The sequence below is a fragment of the Bradyrhizobium sp. MI1.3 genome (assembly GCF_055811695.1).
Window position 1 is genome coordinate 130,659 of the sequence record NZ_JBVVPQ010000013.1, and the last position, 20,561, is coordinate 151,219.

Below are 20,561 nucleotides of genomic sequence, written 5' to 3' on the forward strand. Positions count from 1 at the left end.
GTGCATGCATGGCACATGAATTGCTTTGATTTTGGGCAAAGCGAGGTGTGAGATCGTGGACGCCCAGACCAGCCGTTCGCCCAGCGCGACCAGCGTGATCCGATCGACCGGGTATCCCACCAAGCCCCCGCTCCGGCGCTTCCTGACCGCTTGCTACGAAGAATTCCGAGCCGACAATTCTGGCGAGCTTGCCGACTACATCCCCGAGCTGAAGCGCGCCAACCCCGACCATTTTGGCATCGCGCTTGTCACCATCGACGGCCATGTCTACGAGGTCGGCGACAGCGCGGTGCCGTTCACGATCCAGTCGGTCTCAAAAGCCTTCGTGTTCGCACTGGCGCTGGAGATGGTCGGCGAGGAACGCGTCTCGGCGACCATTGGGGTCGAGCCGAGCGGCGAGGCCTTCAATTCGATCCGGCTCACCAACGACAATCGCCCCTTCAATCCCATGGTCAATGCCGGTGCGATTGCCTGCTCGGGCCTGATCTACGAGGTGGACGGGAAGGGCGCCTTCGAGCGCGTCCGCTCGAAGCTCAGCCAGTTTGCCGGCCGCGAGCTCGGAGTCGACGAGGCCGTGCACGCCTCGGAGACGGCGACCGGCAACCGCAACCGGGCCATTGCCTGGCTGTTGCGGAATTACGCGGTGCTGCCTGATGACGTCGACGCCGTGCTCGACGTCTATTTCCGCCAATGCGCGATCCTGGTCACCGCGCGCGATCTGGCGGTGATGGCGGCAACGCTCGCCAATCGCGGCATCAATCCGGTGACGGGCGCGCAGGTGATCACGCCACACATCGTCGCCCGCACGCTCTCGGTGATGACGAGCTCGGGCATGTACGACTATGCCGGCGAGTGGACCTACCGCGTCGGCATCCCCGCCAAGAGCGGTGTCGGCGGCGGTATCGTCGCGGCGCTGCCCTCGCAACTCGGGCTCGGCACCTTCTCGCCGCTGCTGGACAACCACTTCAACAGCGCGCGCGGCCTGAAAGTGTGCGAGGCGCTGTCAGCGCGGTTCGACCTGCACATGCTCAACCGTAATGCCGATGTCCGCACCAGCATCATGGCGGACTACGACGTCTACGGAATTTCCTCGCGCCGAAGCCGCCCGCCGCGCGAGCAGCAGATTCTCGACGAGCGCCACAGCGACATCCGCGTGCTCGAACTGGTCGGCGCGATGAATTTCGGCACCATCGACTATGTCACGCGAAGGCTCACCAGCGAGCCGCCGAATGCGCCGCTCCTGATCATCGATTTCCGGCGCGTGCCCGATGTCACCGCAGCGGGCGCAGAACTTCTGGGCGAGACGCTGGCGGCGCTCGGCAATGCCGGCGTCATCACGATCCTGTCAGGCTTCGAAGAGACCTCGGCAGTGTGGACGGCGATCTCGGCACGTACGTCCGAGCCGCGCCGGTTACGGCGTTTTGCACTCCTGGACGATGCGATCGAATGGGCCGAGGATCAGGTGATCTACCGCTTCGGCGGCTTCACCGATGTGAAGGAGAGCGCGCATCTCGGCGAGCAGGCACTGCTGGCCGAGCTCGATGCCGACGAGATCGCCGCCATCGTCAAGCTGTCGACCACGCGGCACTACACGTCCGGCCAGCGTATCATCGCCGCCGGCGAGCCCGCCAATTCGCTGTTCTTCCTTCAGAGCGGCATGGTCAGCGTGAAGCTGCGCAGCGGCGTGCGGCTCGCATCACTCGGCCCGGGCATGGCATTCGGGGAGATGGCGATCCTGGAGGGAAGCCGCAGCGCCGACGTCTTCGCCGACGCTCCGGTGACCTGCCTCGAACTGCCGCTCGATAGTTTTGCGGACTATCGCCGTCTGCATCCGGAGACGTCGCTGAAGATCATGCGCAATCTCGCTGCGATCTTGGCGCGGCGGCTCGTGCTGGCGAATGCGAAGGTGGATCTGCTGAGCGCGTACTAGATGCGAGAGGGTTTAGTTCGCTCCACCAGCCCCGATCGGCTCCATGCCGCTCGCGATGATGGCATCGCGGGCGGCCGGGGAAGCTAGGAACTTGATCAAGGCCCGGCCAGCCTCGGGCTCTTTAGAAACGCTTGCGATGCCGGCTGAGAAGATCGTGATCTGCTGCAATTCGTTCGGCAGCGGCCCGACGATATCGATCCCCTTCACGGGCTTCAGCTCGCTGATCTGCTGAAAGCCGAGCTCGGCATCGCCGTGGGCGACGATCTCGCCGACCGGCGTTGCCGGAATCTTGCGCGCCTTGTCCTTCATGACATCGGCAATGCCGAGCTTTTCAAACATTTCGGTCGAAACATAGACGCCGCTGGCGCTGTCGGAATAGGCGATCGTCTTCGCCGCGAGCAACGCGCGCTTGACCGCTTCCACCGAGCTGATGTCCGGCTTCGGCGCGCCAGATTTCACGGCGATGCCGATCGGCGATCTCGTCAGGTCGACCTGGCTGCCGGCAACGACCTTGCCCTTGCTGGCGAGATCGGTGAGGGCGTAGCCCACCATGATCAGGACATCGGCCGCCTCTCCGCGCTCCAGCCGGACCGGGATGGCATTGGTCGTGGTCCCCATCGAGGGCCCATACTCCGTCAGCACCTTGTTGCCGGTGGCCTTCTCGAACTCCGGCACAAGCACCTTGTAGGCGGCCGTCAGGCCGCCCGAGATCATCACCCGGACTTCGACAGCCTCGGCCGCGCCGGTCAGCCACAGGATGCCCAGAAGGCCCAATCCAAGGTTTCGGAATGTTGCTGAGGTCGATTTCATTGTTGTTCCTCTCCCACTAACCCCTTCCGCGATAGGGCGCGACGCCCTGTTCCGGCACCCACAATCCCTTGGGCGCGCGGCCGGTCTGCCAGAACACGTCGATCGGGATGCCGCCGCGCGGATACCAATAGCCGCCGATGCGCAAGAACTTCGGCTTGATCTCGCTTGCGATGCGCTTGCCGATCATCACCGTGCAATCCTCGTGGAAGGCGCCGTGATTGCGGAAGCTCGCGATGTAGAGCTTGAGCGATTTCGACTCCAGCAACCATTGGCCGGGGGCGTAGTCGATCATCAGATGTGCGAAATCCGGCTGTCCGGTGACCGGGCAGAGCGAGGTGAACTCGGGCACGGTGAAACGGACCAGATAATCGGTGCCTCCTTGCGGATTGGGCACGCGGTCGAGTTTTGCCTTCTCGGGCGCATCCGGCCATTCCACGGCGCGGCCAAGCTGCAAAGCAGGGGAGTTGTTCGATTTGCTGGGTTTTTTCGACATCAGGCCGCCTCCGTGGCGCCCTCTTAGCCAATCATCGTGCGGCCGTCACCCGGCCTTTTCCGTTTCGATGCATTGCGGTAGAAGCACCCCAACTGACTGCTTAGTCCCCGAAAAGAGGCCCTCATGACCGCCATCATCGACATCATCGGACGCGAAATCCTGGATAGCCGTGGCAATCCCACCGTCGAGGTCGACGTCGTGCTGGAAGATGGTGCGCTCGGCCGTGCCGCCGTGCCGTCAGGCGCCTCGACCGGTGCCCATGAGGCGGTGGAACTGCGCGACGGCGACAAGGCCCGCTATCTCGGCAAGGGCGTCACCAAGGCGGTCGGCGCCGTCAACGGCGAGATCTTCGAGGCGCTGAGCGGCCTCGATGTCGAGCAGCAGGCCCAGCTCGACCAGATCATGATCGACCTCGACGGCACGCCGAACAAGAGCCGGCTGGGCGCCAACGCCATCCTCGGCGTGTCGCTCGCCTGCGCCAAGGCGGCCGCGAACTCGCTCGACATGCCGCTGTACCGTTACGTCGGCGGCACCTCCGCGCGTCTCTTGCCGGTGCCGATGATGAACATCATCAATGGCGGCATGCACGCCGACAACCCGATCGACTTCCAGGAGTTCATGATCCTTCCCGTGGGCGCGTCCTCCTTCGCCGAGGGCCTGCGCTACGGCGCGGAGGTCTTCCACACTCTGAAGTCCGAATTGAAGAAGGCCGGCCACAACACCAATGTCGGCGACGAGGGCGGCTTCGCCCCGAACCTGCCGTCCGCGGACGCCGCGCTCGAATTCGTCATGAACGCGATCGGCAAGGCCGGTTACAAGGCGGGCTCCGACATCGTCATCGGCCTCGACTGCGCCTCGACCGAGTTCTTCAAGGACGGCAAGTACGTCTACGAAGGCGAGGGCAAGACCCGCTCGATCTCCGAGCAGGCCAAGTACCTTGCCGACCTGGTCTCGCGCTATCCGATCGTGACCATCGAGGACGGCATGTCGGAAGACGACATGGACGGCTGGAAGGAGTTGACCGACCTCGTCGGCAAGAAGTGCCAGCTCGTCGGCGACGATCTCTTCGTCACCAACGTCAAGCGGCTCGCTGAAGGCATCAAGGCCGGACGGGCCAACTCGATCCTGATCAAGGTCAACCAGATCGGCACGCTGACCGAGACTCTCGCCGCCGTCGAGATGGCGCACAAGGCCGGCTACACCTCGGTGATGTCGCACCGCTCCGGCGAGACCGAGGATTCCACCATCGCCGACCTCGCGGTCGCCACCAATTGCGGACAGATCAAGACCGGCTCCCTTGCGCGCTCCGATCGCACCGCCAAATACAACCAGCTCTTGCGCATCGAGCAGCAGCTCGGCAAGCAGGCGCTCTACGGCGGCAAGGCGGCACTGAAGGCGCTGGCATAAGCCAGCGCTCGGACAAGGACAGGGGAGGATCGACATGAGCGACGGCAAGAACGGCCTGCAACTGCGTTCGCTGATCAAGAAGAGCGGTGAGCTCGAAATCTCGCTGCTCGACGTGCCGACCCCCGAGCCCGCCGCGGACGAGGTCGTCGTCCGCGTCGAGGCGGCGCCGATCAATCCGTCCGACCTCGGGCTCCTGATCGGCGCAGCCGATATGAGCACGGCAAAGGCTTCCGGCGACAAGGGTGCTCCCGTCATCACCGCGAAGGTGCCGGAAGGCGCGATGCGGGCGATGGCAGGCCGGCTCGACGAATCCATGCCGGTCGGTAACGAAGGCGCGGGCGTCGTGATCAGGACCGGCTCGTCCGATGCCGCGAAGGCGCTGATGGGCAAGACCGTCGCCATGATCGGCGGCGCGATGTACACGCAGTATCGCACGCTGAAAGTGCGCGAGTGCCTGCCGCTGCCGGAGGGCACCACGCCGGCCGAAGGTGCCTCCTGCTTCGTCAATCCGCTGACCGCGCTCGGCATGACCGAGACCATGCGGCGCGAGGGTCACAAGGCGCTGGTGCACACTGCGGCCGCATCCAATCTCGGCCAGATGCTGAACAAGATCTGCATCAAGGACGGGATCCCGCTGGTCAACATCGTGCGCAGCAAGGAGCAGGCCGACATCCTGCACAAGATCGGCGCCAAATATGTCGTCGATTCCACCGCGCCGAGCTTCCTCGGCGATCTCACCAATGCGCTGGTGGAGACCGGCGCCACCATCGCCTTCGACGCCATCGGCGGCGGCAAGCTCGCCGGCGACATCCTCAACTGCATGGAAGTCGCGATCAACAAGACCGCGAAGGAATACAGCCGCTACGGCTCCAACGTGCACAAGCAGGTCTACGTCTATGGCGCGCTCGATGTCCGCCCGATCGAGCTGCCGCGCGGCTTCGGCATGGCCTGGGGCGTCGGCGGCTGGCTGCTGTTTCCGTTCCTGATGAAGATCGGGCAGGCGGACGGGGCCAGGCTGCGCCAGCGCGTCATCGACGAACTGAAGACCACGTTTGCCAGCCACTACACCAAGGTGGTGTCGCTTTCTGAGGCGCTCGATCCCGTCAACATCGCGGTCTACGCCAAACGCGCCACCGGCGAAAAATTCCTCATCAACCCAAATAAATAATCGGCACGTGCGACGGCACGTCACCCAAAGAAGGTCTTGCCTTCTGAGCGAAGCGGGAGATTATTCCGCCGCCATCGAAAGCGGACAAAACCGCAAGGCGCGCTCAGAAGGGGACTTCTCCATGACCGATCTCAATCGCCGCCATCTGCTCGCAGGCGCCGCCGTCCTCGGTGCGGCTGCGATGACCAAGCTTGGATTGACCACCGCCAATGCCGCGGTGCCGCAAGCCGGCACGCAGGCGCCGGGCCTCTACCGCTACAAGGTCGGCAGCTACGAGTGCACCTCGATCAATGACGGTGCGCGCACTTTCCCGATGCCGGACAAGTTCGTCGTCAACGCGTCGAAGGAGGAAGCGCTGGCCGCGGGCGAGGCGGCCTACATGCCGAAGGGCATGGTCACGGTGCCGTTCAACCCGCAGCTCATCAACACCGGCTCCAAGCTCGTGCTGATCGATACCGGCAACGGTGTCGCCAATCTCGAGCCCAGCAAGGGCGCGGTCGGCCGCACGCTGCAGAACCTCCAGGCCGCCGGCGTCGACCTCAAGAGCATCGATGTCGTGCTGCTCTCGCATCTGCATCCCGACCACACCAACGGCATTCGTCTCGCCGACGGCGCGCTTGCCTTCCCCAATGCGGAGATCATGGTGCCGGGCAAGGACTGGGAGTTCTGGACCAGCGAGGACAACGCCGCCAAGGCCGAGTCCAACGCGATGATGAAGAACTACTTCGCCAACGTGAAGAAGACCTTTGCCGGCCTCGAATCCAAGGTGACGAAGTACGCCTGGGGCAAGGAGGTCGCGCCGGGCATCACCTCGATCGCGACGCCCGGTCACACCCCGGGCCACACCTCGTTTGCGGTCGCCTCGGGCGATGCCAAGGTGCTGATCCAGTCCGACGTCACCAACATCCCGGAGTTCTTCCTGCGCAATCCGGACTGGCATGTGGTGTTCGATACCGATGCTGCGCTGGCGCAGGAGACGCGTCACAAGTTCTACGACATGGCGGCGGCCGAGAAGGCGACCGTGATCGGCTTCCACTTCACGTTTCCCTCGGTCGGCCATGTCGAGAAGGACGGCGCCAAATATCGCCTGATGCCGTCGGCGTGGAATCCGACGATCTGAACCGATTTGCGGATTGCACCAACGACTCAGGCCGCCACTTGGCGGCCTGATGGTTTGGGCAACCGTTCAGAAACCCAGCGTTTCCAAATCCGACCAGTCCATGCACTTGCATCCATCACTCGGGATCGCTTAAGTGCCGCCCCGGCACTCCCGCTGAAGATTTCGAGGACACTCCATGGCCTACAATATCGTCACGATCGCCGGCAGCCTGCGCAAGGACAGCTTTTCGCTGAAGATCGCCAATGCGCTCGCCAAGCTCGCGCCGGCCTCGCTCAAGCTCGAGGTCATCACGCCGGCCGGCATCTCGTTCTTCAATCAGGACCTCGAGGGCGCGCCGCCGGCCGACTGGCTGTCTTTCCGCGAAAAGATCCAGAAATCGGACGGCGTCATCTTCGTCACGCCGGAATACAATCGGGCGATCCCGGGCGTGCTGAAGAACGCCATCGACGTCGCCTCGCGGCCCTATGGCAAGAGCTCGTTCAACGGCAAGCCGGTCGGCATCATCGCGAACTCGCCGGGCCCGCTCGGCGGCGTCAGCGCCGCCAAGACGCTGCAGAACATCCTGCCGGGCATTTCCGGTCCGATCATGCAGCAGCCGGAGGCCTATCTGAACGGGGTGGGCGACGCGTTCGACGCTGAGGGCAACCTGACCAAGGAGTCCCTGAAGCCCGTGCTCCAGGCCTATATCGACGCGTTTGCGGTGCACGTCGCGAAGCATCACGGCTGAGGCCAAATCGCCCGCAGCCACAGCATAGGCCCTCATCCTGAGGAGAACGCGAAGCGTTCGTCTCGAAGGATGGCTCCGGGAAACTGCCGTGCCTTCATGGTTCTCGCGGCGATGCGAAGCATCGTCCGCGAGACGGCGCTTTGCGCCTCCTCGCCATGAGGGTCCGCTAGCGTCGCGCGCGGGGCCAGCGGCCGGAAATTAGCACGCCCTTAACCAACCTGTCCCATCTTCCCAAGATGGTCTCCCGCGCGCGCCTGAAATCGATCCTGACCGGTCTTGCCCTCTATGCGATGGCGGCTGCCATCGTCGGTTATTTCGGTGTCAACGCCTATACCGGCAAATACGGCCTCAACGCCCGCCAGGAGCTCGACCAGGAGATCGTGGCGCTGACCAGCGAGCTGGCTCAGCTCAAGCGCGAGCGTGCCAGGAGCGAGCAGCGCGTTTCGCTGCTGCGCTCCGCGAAGATCGACCCCGACATGCTGGACGAGCGGGCGCGCTTCCAGCTCGACTACGTCAATCCGCGCGATCTCGTCCGGACGATCCCGGCGAACTAACCACTCTTCCTAAAGTTGAAGACTTCCAAGTTGAAGCCTGGAACCGGACTGCCGCCTTGACGGCAGCGCCGCAAAGGGCTCATGGCTGCCAGCGCCATGGCCAGGGTTGACGCAGATCAACCGGGCCGTGCCGGCACCGTTTAGATTGCCACCCGGAGGAAACAGTGATGAATGGGCAATCCCCCCGGCATCACGCGGCCCGTGTCGAGGCCGCCATTGCGTCAGGCCAGGCGGCACGCTCGTCGCTTGTGGCCTCGTGGCGCCGTTCGTCCAGATTGCATCGTCTCGATCCCGCCGGCCGCAGCTCACCGAACCGGCTGAGTGAAGCCGAGCTGCACCGCGCGCGCGAACGCGTCGCGCCGCTGCTCGCCGCTGCGCGAGGTGCAATGGACCGGCTCTACCAGGCGGTCGGCGCCAGCGGCTGCTGCGTGCTTCTCGCCGACGGCGAGGGCGTGCCGGTCGATCGCCGCGGCACCCCGGCGGACGATGCGACATTTCAGTCCTGGGGCCTCTGGACCGGCGCGCTTTGGAGCGAGGAGCATGAGGGCACCAACGGCATTGGTACCTGCCTCGTCGAGCAGCGCCCGCTGACGATCGACCGCGACCAGCATTTCTTCACCCGAAACACGCTTCTGAGCTGCACTGCCGTTCCGATCTACGACCATGAGGCTGCGTTCGCGGGCGTGCTCGACGTCTCCTCCTGCCGCGCCGACCGCACTGACTTGTTTTCCAATCTGATCGCGCTCGCGGCCGGCGAGGCGGCCAAGCGTATCGAGGCCGATCTGTTTCGCAGGGCCTTCGCCCACGCCCGCATCGTGCTGACGCAAGCTGCGGACGGCCAGTGCGGCGGCCTCGTTGCGGTCGATGCGGACGATCTCGTGATCGGCGCGACCAGGACTGCCCGGGCGGGACTGGGGCTCGCGCCGGGTCGGGCGTTGCGACCAGTGCCTGCGGCCGATCTCCTTGGCGGCGACACCGCGCGCGACCATCTTGCCGGCGGTCAACGCGCGGTGTTGCAGCGGGCACTGCTGCGCGCCGGTGGCAACGTGTCGGCGGCCGCCAAGGCCCTCGGCGTCAGCCGCGCCACGCTGCACAGAAAACTCAAGCGGTTCGAGCTGAACGCGCATTGAGCTGCTGGTAGATATTCATGGTGAGGAGACCGCGAAGCGGTCGTCGCGAACCACAAGAGGCCCTGCTGTCACCACCAGCCATCCTTCGAGACGCGCGCACGAGCGCGCTCCTCAGGATGAGGTCAGTATGTGCGGCGGCATGACGTGCAGCCTCGACACCTGTCGCAGAACTGCGACAGGTCGGCTCCGTCATCGCTCCCATCAGGGCTGACAGAACACGCCTCCCGCGACATCGTTGGCGCAAGTCGCGACCACGCGACGAATTGCGCAAACAGCAAACATCGGGAGCGATCAATGAACAAGGTAGAATTCCTCAGCGTCACCAAAATTCCCTTCGCCGAACGCTACGACAATTTCATCGGCGGCAAATTCGTCGCGCCGATCGCCGGCAAGTATTTCGACAATGCCTCGCCGGTGACGGGCCAGATCGTCTGCAAGATCGCGCGCTCCGACGCGCAGGACGTCGAAGCAGCCCTCGATGCAGCGCATGCCGCGAAGGCCGCCTGGGGCCGCACCAGCGTCGCCGAGCGCGCCGCGATGCTGAACCGGATCGCCGACCGCATGGAAGACAATCTCGAGCGTCTCGCCATCGCCGAGACCTGGGACAACGGCAAGCCGATCCGCGAGACCCGCGCCGCCGACCTGCCGCTGGCGATCGACCACTTCCGTTATTTCGCCGGCGCCATCCGCGCCCAGGAAGGCAGTCTCTCCGAGATCGATCACGACACCGTCGCCTATCATTTCCACGAACCGCTCGGCGTGGTCGGCCAGATCATTCCTTGGAACTTCCCGCTGCTGATGGCCTGCTGGAAGCTCGCGCCCGCGCTCGCCGCCGGCAATTGCGTTGTGCTCAAACCGGCCGAGCAGACCCCGGCCTCGATCATGGTCTGGGCCGAGATCATCGGCGACATTCTGCCGCCCGGCGTCCTCAACATCGTCAACGGCTTTGGGTTGGAAGCCGGCAAGCCGCTCGCGTCCAGCCCGCGCATCGCCAAGATCGCCTTCACCGGCGAGACCACGACGGGCCGGCTGATTATGCAATATGCCAGCCAGAACCTCATTCCCGTCACGCTCGAGCTAGGCGGCAAGTCGCCCAACATCTTCTTCAGCGACGTCACCGTCGAAGACGACGATTTCTTCGACAAGGCGATCGAAGGTTTCGTCATGTTCGCGCTGAACCAGGGCGAGGTCTGCACCTGTCCGAGCCGGGCGCTGGTCCATGCCGATATCTATGACCGCTTCATGGAGCGGGCGCTGAAGCGCGTCGCCGCGATCAAGCAGGGCGACCCGCGCGCGGCCGACACCATGATCGGCGCGCAGGCGTCGGGCGAGCAGCTCGCAAAAATTCTCTCCTACATCGACATCGGCAAGCAAGAGGGGGCAAAGGTGCTGGCCGGCGGCGGACGCGCCGAGCTTGGCGGCGATCTCGCCGGCGGCTTCTACGTCCAGCCGACCGTGTTCGAGGGCAACAACAAGATGCGCGTCTTCCAGGAGGAGATCTTCGGCCCCGTCGTTTCGGTCACGACCTTCAAGAGCGACGAAGAGGCGCTCGAGATCGCCAACGACACGCCCTATGGCCTGGGGGCCGGCGTCTGGAGCCGCGACGCCAACCGCTGCTATCGCTTCGGCCGGGCGATCCAGGCCGGCCGGGTCTGGACCAACTGCTACCATGCCTATCCCGCGCATGCGGCCTTCGGCGGCTACAAGCAGTCGGGCGTCGGGCGCGAGACCCACAAGATGATGCTCGATCACTACCAGCAGACCAAGAACCTGCTGGTCAGCTACAGCCCCAAGAAGCTCGGCTTCTTCTGATCGGGCGGGCGGAGAGGGCGGCGCCGTTCTGCGCCGCCCGTTCCAAATGTCGGGACCGCGTTGGCTCAAGGTTGCTTGACGCGGCCACGAATCTGCGCGTGCGGCGACCGTGTCGATTTGTTGCCCGATCCGCGTCAAAGATTTTGCAATATTACGATCACGTTGCAGTGCGGCATAATGAAAGTCGTGCCATGCCGCCGCGGTGCTTTCCAAGGGCGTTTGACTTGGGTTAGAGAGGGCTGAAGTTTTCTCTGACCCGGAATTCCCATGGCCGCACCCAAGAAAGCCGCCGCAAGCACTGCACAGGACAAGACCGACGGCGGTTCGCCCCCGGAATTCACCAGAGAGCAGGAGCTCAAGGCGCTCCGCGACATGCTCCTGATCCGGCGGTTCGAGGAAAAGGCCGGCCAGCTCTACGGCATGGGCGCGATCGGCGGCTTCTGCCACCTTTATATCGGCCAGGAGGCCGTGGTGGTCGGGATGCAGATGGCCCTGAAGCCGGGCGATCAGGTCATCACCGGCTATCGCGATCACGGCCATATGCTCGCCACCGGCATGGAGGCCAACGGCGTCATGGCCGAGCTCACGGGCCGTCGCGGCGGCTATTCCAAGGGCAAGGGCGGCTCCATGCACATGTTCAGCAAGGAGAAGCACTTTTACGGCGGCCACGGCATCGTCGGCGCCCAGGTCTCGCTCGGCACCGGGCTCGCTTTCGCCAATCACTATCGCGACAACGACAATGTCAGCGTCACCTATTTCGGCGACGGTGCGGCCAACCAGGGCCAGGTCTATGAGAGCTTCAACATGGCGGAGCTCTGGAAGCTGCCGGTGATCTACGTCATCGAGAACAACCGCTACGCCATGGGCACTTCGGTCTCGCGCGCCTCGGCGCAGCAGGATTTCTCCAAGCGCGGCGCCTCCTTCAACATTCCCGGCCAGCAGGTCGACGGCATGGACGTCCGTGCCGTCAAGGCCGCCGGCGACGAAGCTGCGGCCTGGTGCCGCGCCGGCAAGGGACCCTTCATCCTGGAGATGCAGACCTACCGTTATCGCGGCCACTCGATGTCCGATCCCGCAAAGTACAGAACGCGCGAGGAGGTCGAGAAAGTCCGCCACGACCAGGATCCGATCGAGCAGGTGCGCAACCGCCTGTTGGCCGCCAAGGTCAGCGAGCAGGATCTGAAGGCGATCGACGCCGAGGTGCGCGACATCGTCAATGCGTCCGCCGATTTCGCCCAGCATGATCCCGAGCCGGATGCCGCCGAGCTCTGGACCGATATTTACCGCTGAACGCGCGCAAGCTTTCTTTTGGAGTCGATATGCCAATTCAAGTGCTGATGCCCGCGTTGTCGCCCACGATGGAGAAGGGCAACCTCTCCAAATGGCTGAAAAAAGAGGGTGAGACGATCAAGTCCGGCGACGTCATCGCCGAGATCGAGACAGACAAGGCGACCATGGAGGTCGAGGCGACCGATGAAGGTACGCTCGGCAAGATCCTGATCCCCGAGGGCACAGCCGACGTTGCCGTGAACACGCCGATTGCGACGATTCTCGCCGATGGCGAGAGTGCCGCCGATCTCGCCAAGGCGCCCGCTCCGCAGCAGAAGGCTGCCGAATCCGCAGCCCCCGCCGCTGCAAAAGCCGAAGCGCCAGCTCCCAAGGCTGCGCCGGCACCGCAGGCCGTCGCAGAGCCCGACCCGGAAGTGCCTGCCGGCACCGAAATGGTGACGCAGACCATCCGCGAAGCCCTGCGCGATGCCATGGCCGAAGAGATGCGCCGTGACGCCGACGTCTTCGTGATGGGCGAAGAGGTCGCCGAATACCAAGGCGCCTACAAGGTGACGCAAGGGTTGCTTCAGGAATTCGGCGCCAAGCGCGTGATCGACACGCCGATCACCGAGCACGGCTTTGCCGGCATCGGAGTCGGCGCCGCGATGAGCGGGTTGAAGCCGATCGTCGAGTTCATGACCTTCAACTTCGCCATGCAGGCGATCGACCAGATCATCAACTCCGCGGCCAAGACGCTCTACATGTCCGGCGGCCAGATGGGCTGCTCGATCGTGTTCCGCGGGCCCAATGGCGCCGCTTCCCGCGTGGCCGCCCAGCACAGCCAGGATTATTCGTCCTGGTATTCCAATGTCCCGGGCCTCAAGGTCGTCGCGCCGTTCTCGGCCGCTGATTACAAGGGCCTGCTCAAGGCTGCGATCCGCGATCCCAACCCGGTGATCTTCCTCGAGAACGAGATGCTCTACGGTCACACTGGCGAGGTGCCGAAGCTCGACGATTTCGTGATTCCGATCGGCAAGGCGCGCATCGTGCGCTCCGGCAGCCATGTCACGATCATCTCGTGGTCGAACGGCATGAGCTACGCGCTGAAGGCCGCCGACGAACTCGCCAAGGACGGCATCGAGGCCGAAGTGATCGATCTGCGCACGCTGCGCCCGATGGACACCGAGACGATCGTCAACTCGGTCAAGAAGACGGGACGTGCCGTCACGGTGGAAGAGGGCTGGGCCCAGAGCGGTGTCGGCGCCGAGATCGCCGCGCGGATCATGGAGCATGCCTTCGACTATCTGGATGCGCCTGTAACCCGCGTCTCCGGCAAGGACGTGCCGATGCCCTATGCCGCGAACCTGGAAAAGCTCGCGCTGCCTTCGGCTGCCGAAGTGGTCGAGGCCGCCAAAGCCGTCTGCTACAGGTAGACCATGGCGGGTCCGAAGGAGCAGCCACTACCACCCGACGTTCTCGTCCGCGATGATGCGGTCGAGATCCTGCGCGTGTTCGTGCTGGACGGCGGGCTGTCGATGGCGTTTCAGCGGGCCTTCGACGAACCCGACATGTGGGGCCTGCTGCTCGTCGATCTCGCCCGTCACGCCGCGCGCGCCTATGCGCGCGAGAGCGAATACACCGAGGAGGACGCGCTGAACCGGATCATCGAGATGTTCCAGGCCGAGATCGAGCGTCCCACCGACACCGGCACCACGACGCCGCGCGGGAAGGGGCACTGACCGTGGCGATCGAATCCTATCATTTCGATTTCATGCTGGAGGCGATCCGCGAGGCGGAAGCCTCGATCGCGCAAGGCGGCCTGCCGATCGGCGCCGTGCTGACCCGCGACAACAAGGTCATCGCCCGCGGCCACAACAACCGCGTGCAGGAGAACAATCCGATCCTGCACGGCGAGATGAGTTGCCTGCGCGAGGCGGGTGCGATCTCGTTCCACGATACCGTCATGTACACGACGCTGTCGCCATGCGCGATGTGCGCCGGTGCGCTCGCGCTGTTCAAGGTCAAGCTCGTGGTGATCGGAGAGTCCGTCACCTTCGAAGGCTCCAAGGACATTCTCGACAAGTTCGGCATCCCGTGGATCGACCTTGCCGACGACCGCTCCATCACCATGATGAAGAATTGGCGTTCCATCCCGGCCAATGAGCGCCTGTGGCAGGGCGACATCGGCAACTAAACCTGGTCTGTTCGTCTCCGGTCCGGAGACGGATTTTTGCAAAGTTCTTCTTGAGGTCAGCATGCCCATCAACATCCTGATGCCCGCTCTTTCGCCGACGATGGAGAAGGGCAACCTCGCCAAGTGGCTGAAGAAGGAAGGCGACAAGGTCAAATCCGGCGACGTCATCGCCGAGATCGAGACCGACAAGGCGACCATGGAGGTCGAGGCCATCGACGAGGGCACGATCGCCAGGATCCTCGTGCCAGAGGGCACGCAGGACGTGCCGGTCAATGACGTGATCGCTGTGCTGGCCGGCGAGGGCGAGGACGTGAAGGCGGCAGGCGCCGCCAAGCCCAGCGCTTCGGCCGTGCCTCCGAAAGCGGCTGAAGCTCCCGCTGCTGCGCCGGCTGCTGCGCCTGCCGCGCCCAAGGCCGCGCCGGCGCCCGCCGCCGCACCTGCACCGCAGGCCGCAGCACCGGCTGCGCAGAGCAACGGCCACGCCGGCCGCGTGTTCTCCTCGCCGCTGGCGCGCCGGCTCGCCAAGGAAGCTGGCGTCGATGTTGCGATGGTGACCGGCACCGGCCCGCACGGCCGCGTCGTCGCGCGCGACGTGGAGCAGGCCAAGTCCGGCAAGGGCCTGAAGGCACCCGCGGCGGCGCCGTCGGGCGCGCCCTCGACCGCGCCGACCATGTCGGACAAGCAGATCCTGTCGCTGTTCGAACCCGGCTCCTACGAGGTCGTCCCGCATGACGGTATGCGCCGTACGATTGCGCAGCGCCTGACCGCGTCGATCCAGAACGTCCCGCACTTCTACCTCACCATCGACTGCGACATCGGCAAGCTGCTCGCCGCGCGCGAGGAGATCAATGCGGCTGCTCCCAAGGACAAGGAGAAGAAGCCGCTCTACAAGATCTCGGTCAACGACTTCGTCATCAAGGCGATGGCGGTGGCGCTGCAGAAGATCCCGAATTGCAATGTGAGCTGGACCGAAAGCGGCATGGTCAAGCACCATCATTCCGACGTCGGCGTTGCGGTGGCGATGCCCGGCGGCCTGATCACGCCGATCATCCGCAAGGCCGAGACCAAGACGCTGTCGACCATCTCCAACGAGATGAAAGATTTTGCGACCCGCGCCCGCTCGCGCAAGCTGAAGCCCGAAGAATACCAGGGCGGCACGACGGCCGTCTCGAACCTCGGCATGTTCGGCATCAGCCACTTCACCGCCGTGATCAACCCGCCGCATGCGACCATCCTCGCGGTCGGCACCAGCGAGGAGCGGCCTGTGGTCCGCGGCGGCAAGATCGAGATCGCCAACATGATGAGCGTGACATTGTCGTGCGATCACCGCGCCATCGACGGCGCTCTCGGTGCCGAGCTGATCGGGGCCTTCAAGCAGCTGATCGAAAATCCCGTCATGATGATGGTGTAGCCCGGGGAGGCGCGGGGTGAATGCGGACGCGTTGGCCCTGGATCTCCTTGTTGCTCTCGGCTGTGGTTGCACTCAATCCGGTCGGGCTCGATATTCTGCATTCCGCGTTCTTTGCCGGCGAGCAGCTGGCACGGAGCATCGGCCAGGCGGTCATTATGATCGCGTTGGCTATCATGGCCGGCGCGATCCTGCTCGAATGGCTGGTCAGGGTTTTGATTTCCAGGCGCCGCGCCCGCGGCACCTCTTGAGTTGAACGGGAGCCGCCATGGCCGATACATCCTTCGACATCATCATCATCGGCTCCGGTCCCGGCGGCTATGTCACCGCTATCCGGGCCGCCCAGCTCGGCTTCAAGGTCGCGATTGTCGAGAAATCCTATCTCGGCGGCATCTGCCTGAACTGGGGCTGCATCCCGACCAAAGCGCTGCTGCGCTCCGCCGAGATCTACCACTACATGCAGCACGCCAAGGATTACGGCCTGTCGGCCGATAACGTCTCGTTCGATCCGAAGGCCGTGGTGCAGCGCTCGCGCGGCGTCTCGAAGCGGCTGAACGACGGCGTCGGCTTCCTCATGAAGAAGAACAAGGTGAGCGTGATCTGGGGCGCGGCTTCGATCGACGCGCCCGGCAAGGTGACGGTAAAGAAGTCCGACGTCGAGGGGCCCAAGGGCGCGCTCGGCGAGGGGGCTTATCAGGCCAAGCACATCATCGTCGCGACCGGAGCGCGGCCGCGGGTGCTGCCGGGACTCGAGCCCGACAAGAAGCTGATCTGGACCTACTTTGAAGCGATGGTGCCGGAGCGGATGCCGAAATCGCTGCTGGTGATGGGCTCGGGTGCGATCGGGATCGAGTTCGCATCGTTCTTCAAGACGATGGGGTCGGATGTCACGGTGGTCGAGGTGCTGCCGCAGATCCTGCCGGTCGAGGACGCGGAGATTGCCGGACTTGCCCGCAAGCGCCTCGAGAAGCAGGGCATCAAGATCCTCACCAACACGGGTGTGACGAAGCTCGAAAAGAAGAGCGACAGCGTGGTCGCGACGCTCGACGACGGCAAGGCGAAGCAGACCGCCGAGTTCGAGCGCGTGATCTCTGCCGTCGGCGTGGTCGGCAACATCGAGTATCTCGGCCTCGAAAAGCTCGGCGTCAAAACCGAGCGCGGCTGCATCGTGATCGACGGCTACGGCAAGACCAACGTTCCCGGCATCTATGCCATCGGTGACGTCGCGGGTCCCCCGATGCTGGCCCACAAGGCCGAGCATGAGGGCGTGATCTGCGTCGAGGCCATCAAGGGCCTGCATCCGCACCCCATGGACAAGCTGATGATCCCCGGCTGCACCTATTGCAACCCGCAGGTCGCCTCGGTCGGCCTGACCGAAGCCAAGGCCAAGGAGAATGGCCGCGAGATCCGCGTCGGCCGCTTTCCCTTTGTCGGCAACGGCAAGGCGATCGCGCTCGGCGAGGACCAGGGCATGGTCAAGGTCATCTTCGACAAGAAGACCGGTCAGCTGCTCGGCGCCCATATGGTCGGCGCGGAGGTCACCGAGCTGATCCAGGGCTACGTCGTCGCCATGAACCTGGAGACCACGGAAGAAGAGCTGATGCACACCGTGTTCCCGCATCCGACGCTGTCGGAGATGATGAAGGAAGCCGTGCTGGATGCGTATGGACGGGTGCTGAATCTTTGACGACCACTGCCGCCGTCATTGCGAGCGCAGCGAAGCAATCCAGAATCTTTCCGCAGCGGCAGTCTGGATTGCTTCGCTACGCTCGCAATGACGAGCAGTAGGGCCTGCAAAACAAGAAGGAAATCACCCCATGCAAGACAACGACAATCTCACCATCGAACGCCCGACCTTCGTCACCCATCTCGAATGCGCGATGGAAGGCGATCACTACGCTGCCGATCAGGTCCACAACCTCTCCAAGGCCGGCAAGCCGCTGCTGGTGCGCTACGACCTCGCCGGTGTGAAGAAGGCGCTGACCAAGGACGCGTTGGCGCAGCGCCCCGCCGACATGTGGCGCTACCGCGAGCTGCTGCCCGTGCGCAAATGCCAGGACATCGTCTCGCTCGGCGAAGTCACCACGCCGCTGATCCGGTTGCCCAAACTCGGCAAGAAGCTCGGCGGCGGCGAGATCATCGTCAAGGACGAGGGGCGGCTGCCGACCGGCTCGTTCAAGGCGCGCGGCCTCGTGATGGCGGTGTCGATGGGCAAGGCGCTCGGCATCAAGCACATGGCGATGCCGACCAACGGCAATGCCGGCGCGGCGCTCGCGGCTTATGCGACCTCCTGTGGCATCAAGACCACGATCTTCTGCCCGGCCGATACGCCTGAGGTGAACGTCAGCGAGATCGAGCTTCAGGGCGCGACCGTCTACCGCGTCAACGGCTATATCGACGATTGCGGCAAGATCGTCGGCGAGGGCAAGGCGAAAGTCGGCTGGTTCGACACCTCGACCTTGAAGGAGCCGTACCGGATCGAAGGCAAGAAGACGATGGGGCTCGAACTGGCCGAGCAGCTCGGCTGGGACGTGCCCGACGTGATCTTCTATCCGACCGGCGGCGGCACCGGCCTGATCGGCATGTGGAAGGCCTTCGACGAGCTCGAAAAGATCGGCTTCATCGGAAGCAAGCGCCCGCGCATGGTCGCGGTGCAGGCCTCCGGCTGCGCGCCGATGGTGCGCGCGTACGAAGCGGGCACCGAGCATGCCACACGCTGGGAGGACGCCCACACCATCGCGTCAGGCATTCGCGTGCCGCAGGCGATCGGCGACTTTCTCATTTTGCGCGCGGTGCGCGAGAGCAAGGGCTTTGCCATTGCAGTCGACGACGACAAGATCTCTGCCGCGCTGAACGAGGTCGCGCGCGAGGAGGGGCTGTTGCTCTGCCCTGAAGGTGCTGCGACCTACGCCGCCTACAAGGACAGCCTCGCCGACGGCCGCGTCTCGAAGGGTGACCGCGTGATGCTGTTCAACTGCGCCACCGGCCTGAAATACCCGCTGCCGCCGGTCACCCGCACACTCGATCGCCACAAGCCGATCGACTATTCGCAGTTCTAGCGCGGCATTTCGTCCCTTCACGAACGATCCCTCTTCCCGTACGCGGGAAGAGACAAAAACAACAATGACATTGCTGGGGAGAACACAATGAAGGCCGCCTGGGCTGCGCTGATTGCTATTCTCGCTCTTGCAGGGGTCGCGCGCGCCGACGATTATCCTTCCCGTCCTATCACCATCATCGTGCCCTTCGCCGCCGGCGGTCCGTCAGATGCGATGGCACGAGTGCTTGCCGAGCGGATGCGGACGGCGCTCGGCCAGCCGCTGGTGATCGAGAACGTCACTGGCGCGGGCGGCTCGATCGGCGTCGGCCGTGCCGTGCATTCGGCCCCCGACGGCTACACGATCTCGTTCGGCCATCTCGGCACCCACGTTGCCAACGGCGCCGTCTACAAGCTCAATTACGACCTGGTCGCGGACCTCGAGCCGGTGGTGCTGCTGCCGAGCAATCCGATGATCGTCGTCAGCAAGAACGCGGTGCCCGCGACCTCGCTGAAGGAGCTGCTGGACTGGCTGAAGTCGCGGCCTTCGCCGCCGACCGCCGGCACCGCCGGCGCGGGCTCGGGCAGCCACATCGCCGGGGTCTATTTCGAGAGCGTCAGCGGCATCAAGCTGCAATACGTGCCGTATCGCGGCACCGCGCCCGCCCTGAACGATCTCATCGCTGGCCAGATCGACGTCATCGTCGACCAGACCTCGAACTCCATCAACCAGGTCCGCGCCGGCACCATCCGCGCCTATGCCGTCACCGACGACAAGCGCCTGTCCTCGGCGCCCGACGTCCCGACGGCGGAGGAGGCGGGCCTGAAGGGTTTCAACATGACGCTCTGGTCCGGCATGTGGGTGCCGAAGGGCACGCCGAAGGCGATCGTCACCAAACTCAATGCCGCAGCCGTGGAAGCGCTGAACGATCCCGGTGTGAAGAAGCAGCTCGAAAGCCAAGGGCTGGAGATGACACCGCAGGATCAGCTCACGCCCGAAGCCCTCGGCGCGCGCCAGAAGGCGGAGATCGCGAAGTGGTGGCCGATCATCAAGGCGGCGAACATCAAGGTGGAGTGAGCGCCGTGTCGCCAGGGCTCGGCGCCGGCGTATCACGTCTCGGTTTGATCGGGGCCGGGCAGGGCCATCCGCAGACATTCAAGCAGAGCGGGCGTGGAGAACGGCTTCGCGAGAAAGCAGATAGCGCCCGCTTTCAGCGCGCGGTCGCGCACGGCATCGTCGGGAAAAGCCGTCATGAAGATGAAGGGCGTGTGGTGGCCAAGGCTGCGCATGTGCGTCAAGAGCTCAAGGCCGCCCATCAACGACATCTGCACATCCGCGATCACGCAGGACGTCGTCTTCAGTTCGGCCGATTGAAGAAATTCGTCAGCGGAGCGAAAGATGTTGACCGTGTATCCCCGCGACGTCAGCAGATTATTGGTCGCAAGGCGGACTGATCGATCATCATCAATGACGGAAATGGCCAAGGGGATTGACAAGATGA

At 64.3% G+C, this 20,561-nt stretch carries 20 protein-coding genes; 17 read left to right on the forward strand and 3 right to left on the reverse strand.

The annotated features are described in order from the left end of the window. Positions 1 to 55 precede the first annotated feature (55 nt). A complete protein-coding gene (gene glsA / locus AC0L3A_RS12515; RefSeq protein WP_473254446.1) occupies positions 56 to 1,930 on the forward strand; it encodes a glutaminase A in 1,875 nt (624 codons plus the stop codon). A gap of 12 nt (positions 1,931 to 1,942) precedes the next feature. Here the strand turns inward: glsA and AC0L3A_RS12520 are convergent, their stop codons facing one another. Continuing rightward, on the reverse strand, positions 1,943 to 2,740 hold the full coding sequence (locus tag AC0L3A_RS12520; protein ID WP_473254447.1) for a substrate-binding domain-containing protein: 798 nt from the start codon (positions 2,738 to 2,740) through the stop codon (positions 1,943 to 1,945). A 16-nt stretch (positions 2,741 to 2,756) separates the two neighbouring features. Beyond that, entirely contained in the window at positions 2,757 to 3,233 is a 477-nt protein-coding gene (queF, locus tag AC0L3A_RS12525; protein ID WP_007590611.1) for a preQ(1) synthase, read from the reverse strand. A 123-nt stretch (positions 3,234 to 3,356) separates the two neighbouring features. Here queF and eno point away from each other — a divergent pair, with 123 nt between their 5' ends. The 16 genes from eno to AC0L3A_RS12605 all read left to right on the forward strand — a co-directional run bounded on the left by eno (position 3,357) and on the right by AC0L3A_RS12605 (position 20,137). Continuing rightward, entirely contained in the window at positions 3,357 to 4,640 is a 1,284-nt protein-coding gene (gene eno, locus AC0L3A_RS12530) for a phosphopyruvate hydratase (RefSeq protein ID WP_007590612.1), read from the forward strand. Positions 4,641 to 4,674: 34 nt separating this feature from the next. Further along, positions 4,675 to 5,808, forward strand: a complete 1,134-nt coding sequence (locus AC0L3A_RS12535; RefSeq protein WP_473254448.1) for a zinc-binding dehydrogenase — start codon at positions 4,675 to 4,677, stop codon at positions 5,806 to 5,808. Positions 5,809 to 5,929: 121 nt separating this feature from the next. Next, positions 5,930 to 6,928, forward strand: coding sequence for an MBL fold metallo-hydrolase (locus tag AC0L3A_RS12540; RefSeq protein ID WP_473254449.1), 999 nt, complete (start codon positions 5,930 to 5,932; stop codon positions 6,926 to 6,928). 175 nt (positions 6,929 to 7,103) lie between these two features. After that, positions 7,104 to 7,655, forward strand: a complete 552-nt coding sequence (locus tag AC0L3A_RS12545; RefSeq protein ID WP_219682164.1) for an NADPH-dependent FMN reductase — start codon at positions 7,104 to 7,106, stop codon at positions 7,653 to 7,655. A gap of 236 nt (positions 7,656 to 7,891) precedes the next feature. Then, positions 7,892 to 8,209, forward strand: a complete 318-nt coding sequence (locus AC0L3A_RS12550; protein WP_007590617.1) for an FtsB family cell division protein — start codon at positions 7,892 to 7,894, stop codon at positions 8,207 to 8,209. Between the two features lie 167 nt (positions 8,210 to 8,376). Then, on the forward strand, positions 8,377 to 9,339 hold the full coding sequence (locus AC0L3A_RS12555; RefSeq protein ID WP_473254450.1) for a helix-turn-helix domain-containing protein: 963 nt from the start codon (positions 8,377 to 8,379) through the stop codon (positions 9,337 to 9,339). Positions 9,340 to 9,633: 294 nt separating this feature from the next. Beyond that, entirely contained in the window at positions 9,634 to 11,151 is a 1,518-nt protein-coding gene (gene adh, locus AC0L3A_RS12560) for an aldehyde dehydrogenase (RefSeq protein WP_473254451.1), read from the forward strand. Between the two features lie 267 nt (positions 11,152 to 11,418). Next, positions 11,419 to 12,441, forward strand: coding sequence for a pyruvate dehydrogenase (acetyl-transferring) E1 component subunit alpha (pdhA, locus tag AC0L3A_RS12565; RefSeq protein WP_007590620.1), 1,023 nt, complete (start codon positions 11,419 to 11,421; stop codon positions 12,439 to 12,441). A 29-nt stretch (positions 12,442 to 12,470) separates the two neighbouring features. Next, entirely contained in the window at positions 12,471 to 13,853 is a 1,383-nt protein-coding gene (locus AC0L3A_RS12570) for a pyruvate dehydrogenase complex E1 component subunit beta (RefSeq protein WP_473254452.1), read from the forward strand. A gap of 3 nt (positions 13,854 to 13,856) precedes the next feature. Beyond that, positions 13,857 to 14,159: a DUF5076 domain-containing protein gene (locus tag AC0L3A_RS12575; RefSeq protein ID WP_007590623.1), complete on the forward strand. Its 303-nt coding sequence runs from the start codon at positions 13,857 to 13,859 to the stop codon at positions 14,157 to 14,159. 2 nt (positions 14,160 to 14,161) lie between these two features. Next, complete coding sequence (locus AC0L3A_RS12580; RefSeq protein ID WP_007590624.1) at positions 14,162 to 14,614, forward strand: nucleoside deaminase; 453 nt, start codon at positions 14,162 to 14,164, stop codon at positions 14,612 to 14,614. A 61-nt stretch (positions 14,615 to 14,675) separates the two neighbouring features. Beyond that, positions 14,676 to 16,025, forward strand: coding sequence for a pyruvate dehydrogenase complex dihydrolipoamide acetyltransferase (locus AC0L3A_RS12585; RefSeq protein WP_007590625.1), 1,350 nt, complete (start codon positions 14,676 to 14,678; stop codon positions 16,023 to 16,025). 20 nt (positions 16,026 to 16,045) lie between these two features. After that, positions 16,046 to 16,273 (forward strand): hypothetical protein, encoded by a 228-nt coding sequence (locus AC0L3A_RS12590; RefSeq protein WP_007590626.1) that lies wholly within the window; start codon positions 16,046 to 16,048, stop codon positions 16,271 to 16,273. A 17-nt stretch (positions 16,274 to 16,290) separates the two neighbouring features. Beyond that, on the forward strand, positions 16,291 to 17,709 hold the full coding sequence (lpdA, locus tag AC0L3A_RS12595) for a dihydrolipoyl dehydrogenase (protein ID WP_007590627.1): 1,419 nt from the start codon (positions 16,291 to 16,293) through the stop codon (positions 17,707 to 17,709). 130 nt (positions 17,710 to 17,839) lie between these two features. Then, positions 17,840 to 19,081 carry a threonine synthase gene (locus AC0L3A_RS12600; RefSeq protein ID WP_219683165.1) on the forward strand — a complete coding sequence of 414 codons (1,242 nt, stop codon included), beginning with the start codon at positions 17,840 to 17,842 and terminating at the stop codon, positions 19,079 to 19,081. Between the two features lie 87 nt (positions 19,082 to 19,168). After that, a complete protein-coding gene (locus AC0L3A_RS12605) occupies positions 19,169 to 20,137 on the forward strand; it encodes a tripartite tricarboxylate transporter substrate binding protein BugD (RefSeq protein WP_473254453.1) in 969 nt (322 codons plus the stop codon). Between the two features lie 32 nt (positions 20,138 to 20,169). Here the strand turns inward: AC0L3A_RS12605 and AC0L3A_RS12610 are convergent, their stop codons facing one another. Then, positions 20,170 to 20,556: a response regulator transcription factor gene (locus tag AC0L3A_RS12610; protein ID WP_007590630.1), complete on the reverse strand. Its 387-nt coding sequence runs from the start codon at positions 20,554 to 20,556 to the stop codon at positions 20,170 to 20,172. Positions 20,557 to 20,561: the final 5 nt, after the last annotated feature.